The 18,944-nt window shown below is 64.8% G+C and carries 14 protein-coding genes; 2 read left to right on the forward strand and 12 right to left on the reverse strand.

The features are described 5' to 3' along the window. Positions 1-17: 17 nt before the first annotated feature. The 5 genes from IVB07_RS37215 to pcaF form a co-directional block, all read right to left on the reverse strand. Positions 18-1,709 (reverse strand): methyl-accepting chemotaxis protein, encoded by a 1,692-nt coding sequence (locus tag IVB07_RS37215; protein ID WP_247767421.1) that lies wholly within the window; start codon positions 1,707-1,709, stop codon positions 18-20. A 208-nt stretch (positions 1,710-1,917) separates the two neighbouring features. Beyond that, positions 1,918-2,508 carry a protocatechuate 3,4-dioxygenase subunit alpha gene (gene pcaG, locus IVB07_RS37220; RefSeq protein ID WP_018455904.1) on the reverse strand — a complete coding sequence of 197 codons (591 nt, stop codon included), beginning with the start codon at positions 2,506-2,508 and terminating at the stop codon, positions 1,918-1,920. Further along, positions 2,509-3,210: a protocatechuate 3,4-dioxygenase subunit beta gene (pcaH, locus tag IVB07_RS37225; RefSeq protein WP_018455903.1), complete on the reverse strand. Its 702-nt coding sequence runs from the start codon at positions 3,208-3,210 to the stop codon at positions 2,509-2,511. 91 nt (positions 3,211-3,301) lie between these two features. Next, on the reverse strand, positions 3,302-4,195 hold the full coding sequence (locus IVB07_RS37230) for a dioxygenase (protein WP_018455902.1): 894 nt from the start codon (positions 4,193-4,195) through the stop codon (positions 3,302-3,304). A gap of 192 nt (positions 4,196-4,387) precedes the next feature. After that, positions 4,388-5,596: a 3-oxoadipyl-CoA thiolase gene (gene pcaF, locus IVB07_RS37235; protein WP_018455901.1), complete on the reverse strand. Its 1,209-nt coding sequence runs from the start codon at positions 5,594-5,596 to the stop codon at positions 4,388-4,390. Between the two features lie 216 nt (positions 5,597-5,812). On the opposite strand from pcaF, the gene mutS reads away from it, so the two are divergent. Further along, on the forward strand, positions 5,813-8,551 hold the full coding sequence (gene mutS / locus IVB07_RS37240) for a DNA mismatch repair protein MutS (RefSeq protein ID WP_247767422.1): 2,739 nt from the start codon (positions 5,813-5,815) through the stop codon (positions 8,549-8,551). A gap of 103 nt (positions 8,552-8,654) precedes the next feature. On the opposite strand, the gene IVB07_RS37245 is transcribed toward mutS, so the two are convergent. The 6 genes from IVB07_RS37245 to IVB07_RS37270 form a co-directional block, all read right to left on the reverse strand. Beyond that, the gene (locus IVB07_RS37245) at positions 8,655-10,331 is read right to left on the reverse strand and encodes a PAS domain-containing methyl-accepting chemotaxis protein (RefSeq protein WP_204514044.1); all 1,677 of its coding nucleotides are present in this window, start codon (positions 10,329-10,331) and stop codon (positions 8,655-8,657) included. A 358-nt stretch (positions 10,332-10,689) separates the two neighbouring features. Then, positions 10,690-11,499: a hypothetical protein gene (locus IVB07_RS37250; protein WP_018455898.1), complete on the reverse strand. Its 810-nt coding sequence runs from the start codon at positions 11,497-11,499 to the stop codon at positions 10,690-10,692. A gap of 67 nt (positions 11,500-11,566) precedes the next feature. Then, positions 11,567-12,076: an OsmC family protein gene (locus IVB07_RS37255; protein WP_018455897.1), complete on the reverse strand. Its 510-nt coding sequence runs from the start codon at positions 12,074-12,076 to the stop codon at positions 11,567-11,569. A 69-nt stretch (positions 12,077-12,145) separates the two neighbouring features. Continuing rightward, entirely contained in the window at positions 12,146-12,931 is a 786-nt protein-coding gene (locus IVB07_RS37260; protein WP_018455896.1) for an ABC transporter ATP-binding protein, read from the reverse strand. Positions 12,932-12,935: 4 nt separating this feature from the next. Beyond that, a complete protein-coding gene (locus tag IVB07_RS37265; protein WP_247295993.1) occupies positions 12,936-13,778 on the reverse strand; it encodes an ABC transporter permease in 843 nt (280 codons plus the stop codon). 231 nt (positions 13,779-14,009) lie between these two features. Then, entirely contained in the window at positions 14,010-14,981 is a 972-nt protein-coding gene (locus tag IVB07_RS37270; protein WP_247295914.1) for an aliphatic sulfonate ABC transporter substrate-binding protein, read from the reverse strand. A 187-nt stretch (positions 14,982-15,168) separates the two neighbouring features. Between IVB07_RS37270 and IVB07_RS37275 the strand changes: the two genes are divergently transcribed. Beyond that, entirely contained in the window at positions 15,169-17,958 is a 2,790-nt protein-coding gene (locus IVB07_RS37275; RefSeq protein WP_247767423.1) for a [protein-PII] uridylyltransferase, read from the forward strand. 24 nt (positions 17,959-17,982) lie between these two features. Here IVB07_RS37275 and IVB07_RS37280 read toward each other — a convergent pair whose 3' ends face one another. Next, on the reverse strand, positions 17,983-18,882 hold the full coding sequence (locus tag IVB07_RS37280; protein ID WP_018455891.1) for a LysR family transcriptional regulator: 900 nt from the start codon (positions 18,880-18,882) through the stop codon (positions 17,983-17,985). Positions 18,883-18,944 lie beyond the last annotated feature (62 nt).

Here is an 18,944-nt window from a genome sequence, read left to right on the forward strand (position 1 = left end):
TAGGCATCGCGCCGGGCTCAGGCCGCCGCTGTGGAGTCGCGCACCGTCCGGACCACGACCGACCGAAGCTGCTCGAGATTGGCCGCCATGCCGGCGATCGCCTGCCTGACCTCCGCGGCGCGCTCGTTCACGGAGGCGGCGTCGCGGCTGACATCACCGATCTTGGCCGAGACCTCCTTCGCCGCGGAAGTCGATTCGGAAATCGACCGCGTGATCTCGCGGGTCGCGGCGTCCTGCTCTTCCATCGCGGCGGCAACCGAGGTGGCGACGCCGTCGATCTCGACGATGTGGCCTCCCATGGTTTCGACGGCGTCGACGGCGGCTTGCGTCGAGGCCTGGATCTCGGCGATCAGCCGCGCGATCTCCTCGGTGGATTTGGCGGTCTGGTCGGAGAGGGATTTCACTTCGGCGGCGACCACCGCGAAGCCACGGCCGGCCTCCCCGGCGCGCGCCGCCTCGATCGTGGCGTTGAGTGCCAGCAGATTGGTCTGGCCGGCGATGCCGCCGATGAGCTCGGAGACCTCGGCGATCTTCTTCACCGATCCAGCCAGCGTCTGGATGGTCGAGCGCGCCTGTTCCCGACCGGCGACCGCCGATTTTGTAACCGTGCTGGTCCGCGCGACCTGGGTTGCGATCTCGCGGATCGAAGCACTGAGTTCTTCAGCTGCGGCCGAGACGGTCTGCGAGCTGCCGAGGGCCTGGGTGGAGGCGGCTGCGACCGCCTGCGATTGTGTCGAGAGCGACCTTGCGATCTCGGACAGACTGGAGGCGGCACGCTCCACGCCTTGCGTCGCCGCGCTCGCGGTGTCGACCGAGCGGCCGGTCTCGCGCTCGACGGTTTCGGCCATCTGATGCAGGGCCTCACGCTTGGCGAGCGCCGCCTCCTGCTCCTTCTGCAACTGCTCCTCGCGCAGGCGGAAATTCTCGACCGCGGACTGCTTGAACACCAAGAGCGCACCCGCCATCGAGCCGACCTCGTCCTGCCGGTGCGCGAAAGGAATGTCGGCGGCGAGATCGCCGGTCGCGAGCTTTTGCATCGCGCTGGTCATGCGCACGATCGGGCGCATCACGCCGAAGGCGACGCCGAGCAGGCCCGCCGCAATGAAGGCGAGGACGGCGGCGGAGACGCCGAGGAGGATGTAAAGCATCGAGCTGTCGCGGTCCGCGGCCAGCTTCTCCATGTCGGCATTCTGCTTGTTGGCGCTCTCGACGATGCTGTCGATGACGGCGCGATGCGCGGTATAGGCCTCCTTGAGCTGCGCGTAGGCCCGCTCGGAGACGGCCGTATCCTTGGCCTTGAGGGCGGGGAGGAGCTGGTCGGACAACAGCTTCCAGAACTTCTGCACCTCGGCGTCGGATTTCGACACCAGGGTCGTCTTCAGGTCGGCCGAGAGGCTGGAGGTGACCCAGAATGCCTTGCGCTCGTCGTAATCCTTGCGGAGCTGGGCCAGGCGTTCGGCATGGGCCGCCAGCTGGTCGGGCTCGCGCATGGCGAGCGTGGCCTCGAGGTAGGCCTCGATCACATATTCCGGCGGCGGCAGGATGTCGGCGATGAGATCGTTTCCGAGCTTGATATCAGAATAGAGCGGACCGCCGACCTTGAGCTCTTTCAAGGCGTAGAGGCTGGTCGAGACCACGGCGGTAAAGCCGATGGCCAGAACGATGCCGAAAGCAATGATTGCGGAAGAAAGCGAAAGACGAATTTTCATGGAAAAATCCAATGGGCCGCGCTGAATCCCACGGACCCTAAAGGATTACGGTAAACACGGGATTGCATCGCGCGGAAATTGCATCGCGCGAACTCCGGAAAAATACGGGAAATGGCGTCAGGTCAACAGTTTCGGGCAGCGAAGCTTGGGCCCGTCCTCCGCTGTCGTCCCGGATCGGCGCTCCGCCTGTCCGGGACGGCGCTGGGGGTCACACGTCGAAAAATACCGTTTCGTTGTCGCCCTGGAGCCGCAGGTCGAGCCGGTACACCGGCTTGCCGGCCTCGCGCACGGCCGTCAGCGTGGCGCGACGGTCGGCAGGCACCACCGCCAGCACGGGATCGGCGGCATTGCCGGCCTCGTCACTGAAATAGATGCGGGTATAGAGATGCCGCAGCATGCCGCGACCAAACACCGCAAGCAGGACATGCGGTGCCTGCGGCTTGCCGTCGGGATCGGGCACCACGCCCGGCTTGATGGTTTCAAAGGAATAATTGCCGTCCTTGTCGGTGCCGCAACGGGCAAAGCCGCGGAAGCTCGCATTCGGCAGCGCGCGCTTGTCCTGCGGATCCGCGAAGCGCCCCTGCGCGTCGGCCTGCCAGATCTCCAGCATGGCATCGGGCACAACGACTCCGTCGCCGTCGAACACGCGGCCCTCGATCCGGACGCGATCGCCGGTGACGTCGGGCGTCAGCGTCGAGTTGGTGAACGCATCATTCCAGGCATACTCGCCGGTCGGCGTCAGGCCGTATTTGAAGAACGGGCCGACGGTCTGCGACGGCGTGATCCCATTGTCCTGCACTTAATGGTTCTCCATAGGGGTGGCGTTCTTGCCGCGCAGCACGATGTCAAAGCGGTAACACAGCGCCCATTCGGGCTGGGTGTTCTCGAGATCAAATGACGACACCATCCGCGCCCGCGCCTTCTCGTCCGGCACCGAATTGAAGATCGGATCGAACGGGAACAGCGGATCGGCCGGGAAGTACATCTGCGTCACGAGACGCGTGACGAAGGAATGGCCGAACACAGAGAGATGGATGTGTGCGGGACGCCAGGCGTTATGATGGTTGCCCCAGGGATAGGCGCCAGGCTTGATGGTGACAAAGCGGTAGTAACCGGAGACGTCGCTCACGGTGCGGCCGGCGCCCGTAAAGTTCGGATCGAGCGGAGCCGGATGCTGGTCGCGGACGTGAACGTAACGGCCGCAGGAATTGGCCTGCCAGATCTCGACCAGCGAGTTCGGCACGCCGCGGCCGTCCTCGTCGCGCACATGGCCGTGCACAATAATGCGTTCCCCGAGCGGCTCGCCGGTGTGTTGGGTGGTGAGATCATTGTCGCCCTCGCGAACGGTCTCGTGGCCGTAGACCGGGCCGGTCAGCTCCGACAGCGTATGGCGCATCGGGATCAAGGGTTTGTTCGGCGCACGCTTGACCGAGCTTTTGTACTCGGGCGACAGCGGCAGCGGATGCGCCGTGTTGCTGTCGACGGGATAGATGAATGTCATTGGCGAACTCCTCCCCGGCCCTTTTCCGACCGGTCAACGCTTCCGCCAATCATTATAGGATATAACTAATTGGGGGAAGCGGCTTTGAGCCCTATTTGATCGGCGGACGCGGCAGGACGGCCTCGCCGGCTTCGAGCCGATAGACATGGTCCAGCGAATACCAGGGCGTCGCGACGTCGCGCTCGGTCGGATGTGGCGTGTCATGGCGCAGGAACTTGCCCATCAGCGCTTTGGTCACGCCGAACTGCACGTCACTATCGATATGCGGGTCGGCGGGGTCGTAGACCTGCGAGATCAGCACCTTGAATCCGGGCTTGAAGACCAACGCGTGCAGGTGCGCGGGACGATAGGGATGCCGCTTCTGCGCCTCCAGGAGGCGGCCGACCACGCCGTCGGTCGGAATGGGATAGCCGACCATCATCACGGAGCGGAACGAGAAGGCTCCGTCCTGGTCGGTCGTAAACTTGCCGCGCAGGTTCATGTCGGCCTGCTCGGGGTCCTGGTTTTCATAGAGACCAACCGGCGACGCGTGCCAGACGTCGACCTCGGCGCCGGCGACGGGACGGCCGTCCTTGTCCACGACGCGGCCGTTGACGAACAGCGGCGCGCCTGGGGTCTCGGAGCGGACGATCGATCCGCCATTTTCCACCCGCGGCGAGTTCAGCCGCCAGAATGGTCCGAGCAGCGACTGGTCGGTCTCCGTGTTGCCCTCATCGCCATTATTCAGCAGGCACACCAGCGGCGAGACGCCGAGCGAGCCTGCCATCAGCACGACCTCATTATGCGTGTCGGTCGAGAGCTTGCCGAGTTCGGCGATAACAGCCGTGGCGTCGCGGAATTCCTTCTCGGTCAGGCGAACGTCGCGAACAAAACCGTGCAGATGCTTGACCAGGGAGACCATGATCTGGCGTAGCCGTGGATCGGATGTCTGCTCCATCACCGCCAAGGCCGCGGCCGTGACGTCCTGCTCGCGCGCGATGATCATGGGATGCTCCCTCACCTTGCGTCATGGCCGGGCTTGTCCCGGCCATCCACGACCTTCTTCTCGCGGCACCAAGAACGTGGATGCCCGGGCCTTCGCCTCGCCGAAGAGGCTTCGGCCTCGCAGGCGGGACAAGCCCGGGCATGACGAGTCTGGGGCACCCGGCTCCGGGATGACGGCACGCTGCGCGTCCCGTCAGTTCAGCTTCTCGATGGCGACCGCAACGCCCTGGCCAACGCCGACGCACATGGTGGCGAGCGCGAGCTTGCCGCCGCGCTTCTCCATGCCGTGCACCGCGGTGAGCGCGAGGCGCGCGCCACTCATGCCGAGGGGATGACCGAGCGCAATCGCGCCGCCATGCGGATTGACGAAATCGGCATCGTCGGCAACGCCGAGCTGGCGCATGCAGGCGATACCCTGCGAGGCAAAGGCTTCGTTGAGCTCGATCAGGTCGAAATCGCCGATTTTCTTGCCGAGACGTTCCATCAGCTTGCGGGTGGCCGGCACCGGGCCGATGCCCATGATGCGCGGCGGCACGCCGGCGGAGGCGAGGCCGAGGATGCGCGCGCGCGGCGTCAGGCCGTGCTTCTTCACCGCAGCCTCGGACGCCAGGATCATCGCGGCGGCGCCGTCATTGACGCCGGAGGCGTTGCCCGCGGTCACCGTGCCGGGATTGCGCACGATCGGCCTGAGCTTCGTCAGGGCTTCCAGCGTGGTCTCGGGACGCGGATGCTCGTCCTTGTCGACGGTGACAGGGCCGGCCTTGCCGCCGGGAATGGTGATCGGGGTGATTTCTTCGGCGAAATAGCCGGCCGCAATCGCGGCGCCCGCGCGCTGCTGCGAGCGGATCGCGAAGGCGTCCTGATCCGCGCGCGAGACCTGGAATTCCTCGGCGACGTTCTCGCCGGTCTCGGGCATCGCGTCGACGCCATACTGCGCCTTCAGCAGCGGATTGATGAAGCGCCAGCCGATCGTGGTGTCGAAGATCTCAGCCGAGCGCGAGAACGCTTCCTGCGCCTTGCCCATCACGAAGGGCGCGCGCGTCATGGATTCGACGCCGCCGGCAATCGCAAGCTCGATCTCGCCGGAACGGATAGCGCGGCCGGCCGCACCGACCGCATCGAGACCGGAGGCACAGAGCCGGTTCAGGGTCTGGCCTGGAACGGAATCCGGCAGGCCCGCAAGCAGGAGCGCCATGCGTGCCACGTTGCGGTTGTCCTCGCCGGCCTGGTTGGCACAGCCGAAGAAGACCTCGTCAACCTGTGCCCAATCGAGATTGGGGTGCTTGGCCATCAGCGCCTTGATCGGGGCCGCCGCCAGGTCGTCGGCACGCACCTTGGCGAGCGACCCGCCAAAACGGCCGATCGGGGTCCGCACGGCATCGCAGATAAAGACGTCACGCATGGTTGTTCTCCCTGAATGCCGCGATCCGGCCTAAATTCTTCAATGTCGACGGAGTTTTAGGAGGGCGCCCGCGGCAGGTCAATTGACCGATACGCGCGTGTTCCGACGGGTGTGCACGCGAGTTGCGCATGCCGCGGTGCGGACAACGTGGAAAACCTCCCCTCTCCGCCCAAAGCGATAGGAGCGCGGGGCGAAATTTTGTAGGTTGCGCCGCCCATGACAATGCAACAACCGATCCCTGCACCGCCTCCCGACGATACGCCCGCGCCGCAGGCGGAAGCTGCCGCGCGCGTCACGCCGATGATGGAACAGTACCTTGAAATCAAGGCGGCACATCAGGGCCTTCTGCTGTTCTACCGGATGGGCGACTTTTACGAGCTGTTCTTTGAGGACGCCGAGATCGCCTCCAGGACACTCGGCATCGTCCTGACCAAGCGCGGCAAGCATCAAGGCGCCGATATCCCGATGTGCGGCGTGCCAGTCGAGCGCTCCGAGGACTATTTGCACCGGCTGATCACCGCCGGGCACCGGGTCGCGGTGTGCGAGCAGACCGAGGATCCCGCGGCGGCGAAAGCACGCGGCAACAAGAGCGTCGTGCGCCGCGGCGTGGTGCGCCTGGTCACGCCGGGCACGCTGACCGAGGACACGCTGCTCGACGCGCGCGCCAACAATTACCTGCTGGCGCTCACGCGCGCGCGCTCATCGGCGGGCGGTGACCGCTTTGGCCTCGCCTGGATCGACATCTCGACCGCCGAATTCACGGTGACGGAATGTTCGGGCGGCGAACTCGCCGCCACGCTGGCGCGGATCAATCCGAACGAGGTGATCGTCACCGACGCGCTCTATAACGACAGCGAGCTCGGACAGACCCTGCGCGAGCTGCCGGCGGTGACGCCGCTGACCCGCGACGTCTTCGACGGCGCCACTGCCGAGAAGCGGCTGTGCGACTATTTTGCCGTCGCGACCATGGACGGACTGTCCCAGCTCACGCGGCTGGAAGCCACTGCCGCCGCCGCCGCCGTCACCTATGTTGACCGCACCCAGGTCGGCAAACATCCGCCGCTGTCGCCGCCCGCGCGCGAAGCCTCGGGCGCGACCATGGCGATCGATCCCGCCACCCGCGCCAATCTCGAACTGACGCGGACACTCGCCGGCGAACGCCGCGGCTCGCTGCTCGACGCGATCGACTGCACGGTGACCTCGGCCGGCTCGCGCCTGCTGGCGCAGCGGCTTGCCGCGCCGCTGACCGATGCGGCGGCGATTGCGCGGCGGCTCGATGCCGTCGGCAGCTTCGTTGCCGACTCGGCCGCGCGCGAGGACATCCGCAGCATCCTGCGCGGCGCCCCGGACATGTCGCGGGCGCTGGCCCGTATATCCGTCGGCCGCGGCGGTCCGCGTGACCTCGCCGGCCTGCGCGATGGCATCATCGCCGCCGACCAGGTGCTGACGCGGCTTGACGAACTCGACCAGCCGCCGCAGGAGATCGCCGTCGTGATGGCGGCGCTGCAAAAGCCATCGCGCGAGCTCGCGGCGGAATTCGCCAGGGCGCTCGACGATCAACTGCCGCTGATCAAGCGCGACGGCGGGTTCGTTCGCCAGGGCTATGAGCCTGCGCTGGACGAAACGCGAAATCTGCGCGACGCCTCGCGCCTGGTGGTGGCCTCGATGCAGGCGCGCTACGCCGACAACACGGGTGTGAAGGGGCTCAAGATCCGGCACAACAACGTGCTCGGCTATTTCGTCGAGGTCACCGCGCAGCACGGCGACAAGCTGATGTCGGCGCCGCTAAACGCAACCTTCATCCACCGCCAGACGCTGGCCGGCCAGGTCCGCTTCACCACCTCCGAGCTCGGGGAGATCGAAGCCAAGATCGCCAATGCCGGCGACCGCGCACTCGGGCTCGAGCTCGAGATTTTCGAGCGGCTCTGCGCCAAGGCTTTGGCCATCAGCGAGGAACTGCGCGCCGCCGCTCACGCCTTTGCGCTGCTCGACGTCGCGACGTCGCTTGCCAAGCTGGCGATCGACCAGAACTATGTGCGGCCCGAGGTGGACTCGTCTCTCGGCTTTGCGATCGAGGCGGGCCGCCATCCCGTGGTCGAGCAGGCCTTGAAGCGCAATGGCCAGCCGTTCATCGCCAATGCCTGCGATCTCTCGCCGGGCCCTGCGCAAAAATCCGGCCAGCTCTGGTTGCTGACCGGTCCGAACATGGCGGGTAAGTCGACCTTCCTGCGCCAGAACGCGCTGATTGCGTTGCTCGCCCAGATCGGAAGTTTCGTGCCGGCGACACGCGCGCGGATCGGCATCATCGACCGCCTGTTCTCGCGTGTCGGCGCCGCCGACGATCTCGCCCGCGGCCGTTCCACCTTCATGGTCGAGATGGTCGAGACCGCTGCCATCCTCAACCAGGCCGGCGAGCGCGCGCTCGTGATCCTTGATGAAATCGGCCGCGGCACCGCGACCTTCGACGGCCTCTCGATCGCCTGGGCCGCAATCGAGCACCTGCACGAGAGCAACCGCTGCCGCACGCTGTTCGCGACGCATTACCACGAGCTGACGGCGCTCTCCGCCAAGCTGCCGCGGATGTTCAACGCGACCGTGCGGGTGAAGGAATGGCAGGGCAATGTCGTGTTCCTGCACGAGGTGTTGCCGGGTTCGGCCGATCGCTCTTACGGAATCCAGGTCGCCAAGCTCGCGGGCCTGCCGCCGGCCGTGATCACGCGCGCCAAATCGGTACTGGCGAAGCTGGAAGCCCAGGACCGCGGCCAGACCGCGCGCGCGCTTGCTGACGATCTGCCGCTGTTCGCAGTGCCCTCGCGCGCCGCCGCAGAAGTCACACCGCCGAGCGAGGCCGAACTGCTGATGGACGCGGTGAAGGCGCTGCATCCGGACGAGATGTCGCCACGCGAAGCGCTCGATGCGCTGTATGCGTTGAAGGCCAAGCTGCCGAAGCAGTGACGGTGCCGCAGGGTGGGTGAGCCGAAGGCGTAACCCACCACCTTTGTCAGCGCGCGAGAAGTGGTGGGTTACGCTTCGCTAACCCACCCTATGCTTCTGAACGCTACGCCCTCGCCGCGATCGCCGCCACTTCCGCTGCGGCGCGCTGCATGCTGGTCGACATCTCGTTGGTCACCGTGCTCTGCTCTTCGATTGCCGCGGCCGTCGACGTCACATATTCGCTGACGTTGCTGATGGCCGTCTTGATCGAAGCCAGGGCGGTGACGACGTCTCCAGAGATGCCGTTGAGGCTACCGATCTCAGCGCCGATCTTGTCAGTGGCCTGCTTGGCTTGGTTGGCGAGGCTCTTGACCTCCGAGGCCACCACCGCAAAACCCCGACCGGCTTCACCGGCGCGGGCGGATTCGATGGTGGCGTTGAGTGCCAGGAGGTTGATCTGCCCGGTGATGTTGTTGATGAGCTCGACGATCCCGCTCATCGCCAGCGCCGCTTCAGTGAGGCGCTGGGCCTGGGCATCAGCGGACGCGACCTGCTCCACCGCGCTCATCGCCGTCTCGCGCGATTTGGTCATGGCCTCGGAAATCTCCCGCACCGAGGCGTTCAGCTCTTCCGATCCGGCGGCGACCGATTCCATCATGCCGCGGACGCGCTCGTTGCCCATGCGGACCAGCACCTGTTTCGTGACGTCGGTCGCATATTTCACGACCTTGAACGGCTTGCCGTTGAGATCCATGATCGGATTGTAGGAGGCCTGGATATAGACCTCCCTGCCGCCCTTGCCGATGCGCTTGTATTCGGCCGCCTGATACTGGCCGCGGTTGAGCGCCGCCCAGAACTCGCGATAGCCATTGCCATCGCGCTCCGAGGGCTCGACAAACATGCTGTGGTGCTTGCCCTTGATCTCAGCCAGCGAATAGCCGAGGGCGCCGAGGAAATTGGCGTTGGCGGTGATGATCGTGCCGTCCATGTTGAACTCGATCACCGCCTGCGCCTTCTCGATCGCCGTGATCTGGCCCGCAAGGACGGCATTCTTCAGCTTCTCCGCCGTGACGTCGGTCGCGAACTTGGCGACGCCGAAGGGCTTGCCGTTCTCATCGAGTAGCGGATTGTAGGAGGCGAGAATCCAGACCTCGCGGCCGCCCTTGCCGATGCGCTTGAACTCGCCAGCCTGGTATTCGCCGCGGTTGAGCTTGGCCCAGAACTCGCGATAGGCCGCGCCGTCGCGCTCGGCCTGGGGCATGAAGAGGCTGTGATGCTTGCCCTGGATCTCGGTCAGCGAATAGCCAAGCGCGTTGCAGAAATTCTCGTTGGCCGTGACGATGGTGCCGTCGAGCTTGAACTCGATCACGGCCTGGGCGCGGCCGATAGCGGCGATCTTCGAAGACTCCGTCATGCTCCGGATCTTCTTCTCGGTGATTTCGGTCGCAATCTTGGCGACCATCACCGTCTTGCCGTTGCCGTCGAGCACCGGATTGTAGGATGCTTCGATCCAGATCTCACGGCCGCCCTTCGCGATCCGCTTGAACTCGCTTGCCTGATACTCGCCGCGGTTCAATGCAGCCCAGAACGCCTTGTACTCGGCGCCGTCGCGCTGGTCGGCCGGCATGAACATGGCGTGCTTCTTTCCCTTGATTTCGTCGAGGGAATAGCCGAGGGCGTTCAAGAAATTCTGGTTGGCGCTCAGGATCGTGCCGTCCATGGCAAACTCGATCATGGCCTGCGAGCGGCCGATGGCGGCGAGCTTAGCATCCGCGTCGTTGCGGGACTTGCGGCCAAACATCATTGAATCTCCAAAATCATTAAATTGCGAGACGGGATCAGGTGACGTGACGGCGCGGCACACGCGCTGAATTCCAATCGAATTCCGCCGGTAAAACTCGCGTTGCGAAGACCAAGGCGGATACGCAAGATGATTCAGTACCCATAAGATTCGAATAAAGTGCTAACGAATTCTGGGAAAAGCGATCGCCGACAGAGCAGCCTAAAGCTGCACGACGGTAGGCCTTACACGCTGCTCGGTCGGCGCTGTCACTTGAATGCTTGGTCCTTCAGGAGTTTGAAGGAAAGCGTCTCGCGATCGGTCATGGCGAGTTTTGCTACGGAAGTATCCGGCGACGCCGCGCCGCATGTCCGTAGTGTCACGGCGCTTGCCGCGCCTTGTGCTGCGTACGCCGCCCGATCCCCCACAGCGTCAGATTCCAAACAATGCAGGTGGCGAGTGCAAGCCCAAGACCGACGGCGGAGCCGAACCACGCCACCGCCACGTGCAACACCGCGATCGCCATTCCGAATCCGAGCAGCCCCCAAGCCGAATTGGCCAGCACCGCGGCGGTCGGCGGACCGCCGATTCGCGGATGCAGGATCACCATGATGCTGGAAAACACCACCGGATACAGCGCGATGATGCCGCTGATCCGGGGACCGACCCAGCCCGAGGTCGAGACGACGATTGCGACGAGGGTCGCGACCAGCGCGGCCCGCATCGGCACGTCATACCAGCGCCGCGTCACCAGCGGCATCTTTACATGGCGATAGCCCGCGAGCAGCGGAATGCAGATGCCGAACGCGATCAGATTGGCGGCGAGCCCGGCGGTGAGCGGCCAGTCGAACTGCTTGATGATCGAGGCGAACACGATCCAGACCGCGACCGCGCTTCCGCAACTCACCAGAAGGCTGCGCCGCTGCGCCAGCACCACATAGGTGAGACACATGAAGATCGTCGCGGCATTGACCGGCAAGCTCGACAGCGCGCCCTGCGCGATGAAGGCGGCATCGTGGTCGAGCGCGAGGAAGACGTAGGATGGTCCGGCCGAAACCGGCAAGGTCGCGACCAGCGCGCCGATCACCGGCCCTGAACGCTCGGTGATGATCGACGCCGTCACGACGAACGCCGCCGCGACCATCATGCGCAGAACGAGGATGAGGATGAGGTGGAGCTCGGGGGACATTTTTTTCTTTTGTCGTCCCGGGCTTCGCCGAGACGACACGAATTGTTGGGCGAGCGGCCTTCGCTCGCTACATCCGCTGCATCGACACCGAGACCTTCGGGCCGTTCTTGATGGTCTGATAGACCACGCAGTAGCGCTCGGTGAGCTTGAGCAGCAGGTCGAGCTTGTCTTGCGGCGCATCAGTATCGACGTCGAAGCGCAGACGTATCTCGGCGAAGCCGACCGGCGTCTCCTTGTCGACGCCGAGCGTGCCGCGGAAATCGAGATCGCCCTCGGCGTAGACGTTGCCGGTCTTCAAGGGTACCTCGATCGCGGTCGCGACCGATTTCAGCGTGACGCCGGCGCAGGCGACCAGCGCTTCGAGTAGCATGTCGCCCGAGCAGAGCTCGAGGCCGGAGCCGCCGGTTGCGGGATGCAGGCCGGCCATTGCGATGGCGCGGCCGGTCTCGACCTTGCAGGCGATGCCCTCGCTGTCGGTCGAGCCCTTGGCCCTCAACGTGATCATCGCGGTCTTGGGGTCGGTCTTGTAGCGCTCCTTGATCGGGGCCTGCATCTGGCGCAGTGCTGCGGCGTCCATTTTGTCTCTCCCGGGAAAATCGTCTCTACGAAGTACCGGCTTGCGATGTACCGGCTCGGAGCGAAATTGTCACCACCACATGGCCTGACCGGGACCCTGGGTTGCGTCACGGTCGGGCACGCTGCGGTCGAGCGAACGATCGAGTGACGTCAGCACACTTCGCTTGAAATTCTCGAACAGCGGCGAATTGCGGTCGCGTGGCCTGCCCAGGTTGATCTCGATCTGGTCGAACAGCCGGCCCGGCCGCGGCCGCATCACCAGCACGCGGTCAGCCAGCACCACGGCCTCGTCGACGTCATGGGTGACGAGGATGAGCGTCGGCCGCGTGTCGGCCCAGAGATCGAGCAGATGATCCTGGAGGTCCCTGCGGGTGAAAGCGTCGAGCGCCGAGAACGGCTCGTCGAGCAAGAGCACCTCGGGCTGCGGCACCAGCGCGCGGGCGATCGCGACGCGCTGTGCCTGCCCGCCCGAGAGCTCGCGCGGCCAGGCCTGCGCCTTCTCGGCGAGCCCGACACGCTCGAGCGCACGCGCCACCTTTTCACGCCGCTCGGTCGCGGGCCCATCGGCAAGACCAAAGCCGATATTGTCGGCGACGCTGAGCCAGGGCAGCAGCCGCGGCTCCTGGAAGATGATGCCGATCTTGGCATGCGGCGCGGCGATCGCCTCGTTGTCCAGCGTCACCGTGCCCGAGCTTGCGCGGTCGAGGCCCGCGATGGCGCGCAGCAGCGTGGACTTGCCGCAGCCCGAGCCGCCAATGATGGCGACGATCTCGCCTTGCCTGATCTCGGCGGAGAAGCGCGCCAGCGCCTGCACGCCGTTGGGATAGGTCTTGCTGACCCGGTCGAGCGCCAGCATCGCCTTATGCTCCCGTTGTACGCCCAAAGGCGTCCTGCCAGCGCAGGAAGGGCGCAGCCGCGATCTCGATCAACCAATCCGTGAGCTTGCCGAGGATCGCGAAGATCACGATGGCGGCGAGGATCTGCGCGGGCTTGCCGAGCTGCTGGCCGTCGAGCAGGAGATAGCCGAGGCCTTCGGACGCGCCGATCAGCTCGGCCGCCACCACGAACATCCAGCCCAGACCAAGACCGACGCGCAAGGACACGACATAGGCCGGCAGCACCGCGGGCAGCAGGATACGGCGGATCATGGCAGGCCCGGAGAGACGGAATGTGCGACCGACCTCGACGATCTTGCGATCGACGATGAGGATCGCGCCCATCACGCCGAGATAGACCGGAAAGAACACGCCGACTGCGATCAGCGCGATCTTCGAGGTCTCGAAGATGCCGAGCCAGAGGATGAACAGCGGCACCCAGGCCAGCGACGGGATCGCGCGCAGCGCCTGCACGGTCGGGTCGAGCAGCCGCCGCGCCAGCGACCAATAGCCGGATATGGCGCCGAGCAAGGTCCCCGCGACCACGCCGAACGCAAAGCCAAGGCCGACACGCCACAGCGTTGCGGCGATGTGACGGAACAGTTCGCCGGAGCGCGCAAGATCAACGACGGTGGCGAACAAGCGCGAGGGCGGCGGCACCAGCCGGCCGTTGGACCAGCCGGACCAGACCACGAGTTCCCAGCCAAGCGCGAGGGTCAGTGGCAACAGCAATCCCAGCGTCGGCCCCGCATAGCGCGACAGCCGCGAGGGCGCGGCGCTCTCGGCCGGTTCCGTAGTCTGTTGCAGGACTGGCGCGTCAGAGATCATGGCCGGTAGGAAGCGCGTCCTGTGCGAGATTGCAAGGGCGCGCGGCATTCTCGGCGTCGTCCCGGACAAGCGCAGCGAAGCGGAGCGCAGATCCGGGACCCCTAACCACGGGAAGGCGTGGCTACGGTGACTCGGAGTTGCCCCTTTGGCGCCAAACCACTTCCTGTGGTTATGGGTCCCGGGCTCGCTTCGCGCCCCGGGACGACGACCGAGTTTGCCGCCCGCCTGCCTTTAATTCGTCGGCAGCGGGACCTGATCGTCGATCAACGCATCCAGCGTCGCCTTCACATCGACCTTTGCGTCGACGACGCCGGCCTGTTGCAGGGCGAGGCCCGCGGCGAGGATCGATTCGCGCTGGGGCGCGCCGATGCGGCTGTGGGTCAGCTCGGTGCGCTCCTTGAGTTGCTTGTCGACGACAGGCTCCGGCAGCTTGGTCACGGCGATGAAGGTCTTCTTGAGCTCGTCGTAATTCGCGAGCGAATATTTGCGCGCCTCTTCGTACACCGCGAGCACGCGGCGGGCGGCGTCCGGATAGTCTTTCAAAAACTGCTCGCGCACATTGAGGATGCCCCAAGTGTTGGCGTCGGCCTTGCGATAGAACAGTTTCGCGCCGTCCTCGACCTCGGCCTGCGCCATCATCGGATCGAGCCCGGCCCACGCATCGACGTCGCCGCGGATCAGCGCGGTCTTGCCGTCGGCGTGCTGGAGCAGCACCGGCGTGATGTCCTTTTCGGTGAGACCTGCGCCAAGCAATGCGCGCACCAGGAAGATGTGCGGATCGGTGCCGCGCGTCACCGCGACCCGCTTGCCCTTGAGATCGGCGACATTAGCAATCTTGGAATCCTTTGATGTCACCAACGCCGTCCATTCGGGACGCGAATAGACGTAGATCGACTTGATCGGGTTGCCGTTGATACGCGCGACCAGCGCCGCCGAGCCCGCGGTCGAGCCGAAGTCGATCGAGCCCGCATTGAGGAATTCGAGCGCCTTGTTGGAGCCGGCCGACTGCACCCAGGTGACGGTGATGCCGTCCTTGGCGAACTCCTTTTCCAGGAGTCCCTTCTGCTTCAGGACCATCGACACCGGATTATAGGTCGCCCAGTCGATACGGATTTCCTTGAGCGGATCCGCCGCCCGCGCCGCGGGGGACATGGCAAGAGCGACCGCTCCCGCCAACAGTATGCGTCGTGTAATCCTGGTCATGCCCGACCTCCTCAAAACTTCATTGTTTTTCAATGAGTTAGATCTAGAAATCAACGAGAAAATCCATCCCTCGAAAGCGCGCCGGCTGAGAACAGCTTTGCCCAAAGCCGCACCTTTCCAGCATGGAACGACTATTGCGAGAGAATGGCGGGTGACAGCGCCGGCCGCCTCTTATATCCGGTGAGACATGAACAGCGTCGCGACTGAACACAAGGCCGAGGTGGACGATCGCTTCGACACCGCGCGGATCACCGCCGCGGTCGATGCGCTTGCCGAGAAGCACCAGGGACGCGAGGACGCGTTCCGCACGGCCATGGCGCAACTGCTCAAGGCCGAGCTGATTGCCTCGCGCGCTGCGGCACAGACGATCCTGCTGAAGGACCGTCATGGCCGGCGCTGCGCCGAGCGACTGTGCCACGTGCAGGACGAGATCATCCGCATCCTGTATTCGGCCGCGACCCGCCATCTCTACCGCTCGCCGATTCCGAGCGGTGCCGAGCGCATGGCAGTGGTGGCGACCGGCGGCTATGGCCGCGGCCTGATGGCCCCCGAGTCCGACATCGATCTGCTCTTCATCCTGCCCTACAAGCAGACCGCCTGGGGCGAGCAGGTCGCCGAGGCCATTCTCTATTGCCTCTGGGACATGGGGCTGAAGGTCGGTCACGCCACGCGCTCGGTCGACGAGTCGATCCGGCAGGCGCGCGGCGACATGACCATCCGCACCGCGATCCTGGAGACGCGCTTCCTTACCGGAGACCGGCCGCTCTATGACGAGCTGGTTGCCCGCTTCGACAAGGAGGTCGTGCAAGGCACCGCGTCCGAGTTCGTCACCGCGAAACTCGCCGAGCGTGAGGAGCGGCATCGCCGCGGCGGCCAATCGCGTTATCTGGTCGAACCCAACGTCAAGGACGGCAAGGGTGCGCTCCGCGACCTGCACACGCTGTTCTGGATCGCGAAGTACGTCTACCGCGTGAGCGACACCGACGAACTGGTCGACCGCGGCGTGTTCGACGCGCAGGAATACCGCACCTTCCGCCGCTGCGCCGACTTCCTCTGGTCGGTGCGCTGCAATCTTCACTTTTACTCCGGTCGCCCTGAAGAGCGCCTCTCCTTCGACCTCCAGCGCGAGATCGCGGTCCGGCTCGGCTACACCTCGCATCCCGGCATGCAGGACGTCGAACGCTTCATGAAGCACTACTTCCTGGTCGCCAAGGAAGTCGGCAACCTCACCGCCATCCTCTGCGCCAAGCTCGAGGACCAGCAGGCCAAGCCCGCGCCGGTGCTGAGCCGGATGATGGCGCGGCTGCGCCCCACCGCGGTGAAGCGGCGAGTGCCCGACAGCGACGACTTCATCGTCGACAACAACCGCATCAACGTCGCCGCGCCCGACGTGTTCAAGCATGATCCGGTCAATTTGATCCGCATCTTCCGCCTGGCGCAGAAGAACAATCTCGCCTTCCACCCGGACGCGATGCGCGACGTGACGCGTTCGCTCGGCCTGATCAACGCGCAGATGCGCGAGAATCCCGAAGCCAACCGGCTGTTGATGGAGATCCTGACATCCGACAACGCGGAAATCGTGCTGCGGCGGATGAACGAGACCGGCGTGCTCGGCCATTTCATCCGTGCCTTCGGCAAGATCGTCTCGATGATGCAGTTCAACATGTATCATCACTACACCGTCGACGAGCATTTGATCCGCTGCGTCGGGTTCCTCCAGGACATCGAACGCGGCGGCATCGAGGAATTCGCGGTGGCGAGCGACCTGATGCGCAAGATCCGGCCGGAGCATCGCTCCGTGATCTACATTGCGACGCTGCTGCACGACGTCGCCAAGGGCCGGCCCGAGGATCACTCGATCGCCGGCGCCAAGGTGGCGCGACGGCTCTGCCCGCGGCTCGGCTTCAGTCCGGCCGACACCGAGCTCGTGGCCTGGCTGATCGAGGAGCATCTGACGATGTCCACGGTCGCACAGTCGCGCGATCTCTCCGACCGCAAGACCATCGAGAATTTCGCCGCCGTGGTGCAGTCGGTCGAGCAGATGAAGCTCTTGACGATCCTGACCACCGCCGACATCCGCGGCGTCGGCCCAGGCGTGTGGAACGGCTGGAAGGCGCAGCTCTTGCGCTCGCTGTACTACGAGACCGAACCGGTGCTGACGGGTGGCTTCTCGGAGGTAGACCGCGGCAAGCGGCTCACGGCCGCGTATGCCGAATTCCGTAACGCCTTCGCGGAATGGCCGGCGGAAGAGCTCGACGCCTATATCGCCCGGCACTATCCGGCCTATTGGCTCAAGGTCGAGCTGCCGCGCAAGATCCGCCACGCGCGCTTCGTCCGTGCCAGCGAGCAGGCGGGCCACAAGCTCGCGATCAATGTCGGCTTCGACGAGGTGCGTGGCGTCACCGAGCTGACCATCTTCGCCGCCGACCATCCCTGGCTGCTGTCGATCATCGCAGGCGCCTGTGCCTCGGCCGGTGCCAACATCGTCGATGCCCAGATCTACACCACGACCGACGGTCGCGCGCTCGACACCATCTCGATTTCCAGGGAATACGACCGCGACGAGGACGAGGGACGGCGCGCCACACGCATCGGCGAGATGATCGAGGACGTGCTGGAAGGCAAGCTGCGTCTGCCCGAAGTGGTGGCCCGGCGCACCGTGCGCGGCAAGGCGCGGCCGTTCGTGATCGAGCCGGAAGTGACCATCAACAACCAATGGTCCGACCGCTACACAGTGATCGAAATGTCCGGCCTCGACCGCCCCGGGCTGCTCTACGAGCTGACCACCGCGATCTCGAAGCTCAACCTCAACATCGCCTCGGCCCATGTCGCGACCTTCGGCGAGCGCGCGCGCGACGTGTTCTACGTCACCGATCTCCTGGGCGCACAGATCAGCGCGCCGACACGTCAGGCCGCGATCAAGAGCGCGCTGACCCACGTGATGGCCGGCGACAAGGCGGTTCAGCCAGCGGCCTGACTTCTCTCGTCATTCCCCGCTGAATCATCGCGCCGACTTTTGTTCGGAGAATCGCAGCGCGTTCACCAGCGCAGACAGCGTCGCCGGTTGATGCCGACGACTGGGATAATACATGAAGAAGCCCGGAATTGGCGGAGTCCAATCCTCCAGCACCCGGACAAGGCGGCGCTTCGCAACATATTCGGCGACCTGCTCTTCATAAGCGAGTCCCACACCAACCCCGGCGAGCGCCGCCTGGATCACCAGGTGGGTATCGTCAATGATGAGTGGGCCGTTCACGTTGATCGTGACCGACTTTCGTCCCTGCTGAAACTCCCACCGATATGGTCCACCCGCAAGACGCAGCGTAACGCACCGATGATCGTTCAGATCCTTTGGTTTCTTGGGGATGCTTCGTGAAGCGAAATAGCTTGGCGAGCCCACTACCGCCAATCGCAGTTCGGGCGTGAGGCGAACCGCGATCATATCCTTTTGAATGTACTCGCCAAGCTGGATACCGGCATCGAACTCGCCTGCAACAAGGTCCACGGGGCCAGTGACGGTAACAACGTCCAGAACGATGTCCGGGTAGGACTCAGCGAAAGCTCTCAACCGCGGCAACAACACCATCACGGCAGCTGATCGTGACATTACGATTCGGAGACGACCTTCGGGTCGCTGCCGAACACTTCGGGCCTTGTCGAGGGCGTGACGAATTTGCTCAAGCGCCGGAGACAAGTCTTCCAAAAGAGCTGCCCCCGCAGCGGTTGGCGCAACGCTCTTGGTTGTTCGAGCGAGCAGCTGCAGCTCAAGCCGTTGCTCAAGCCTCCGGATTGTGTGACTCAAGGCAGACTGAGACACACCCAGCTTTATCGCAGCGCGCGTAAAGCTTCGTTCACTGGCCACGATTGCGAACGTCGCGAGCTCGTTCAATTCGTTTGTCATCGTCTATGAATATCGATCATAAGCCCATGCCGCGCAAGTCGGCTGGCTTCATAAACAACTAT

The sequence above is a fragment of the Bradyrhizobium sp. 172 genome, assembly GCF_023101065.1.
GTDB lineage: Bacteria > Pseudomonadota > Alphaproteobacteria > Rhizobiales > Xanthobacteraceae > Bradyrhizobium > Bradyrhizobium canariense_D.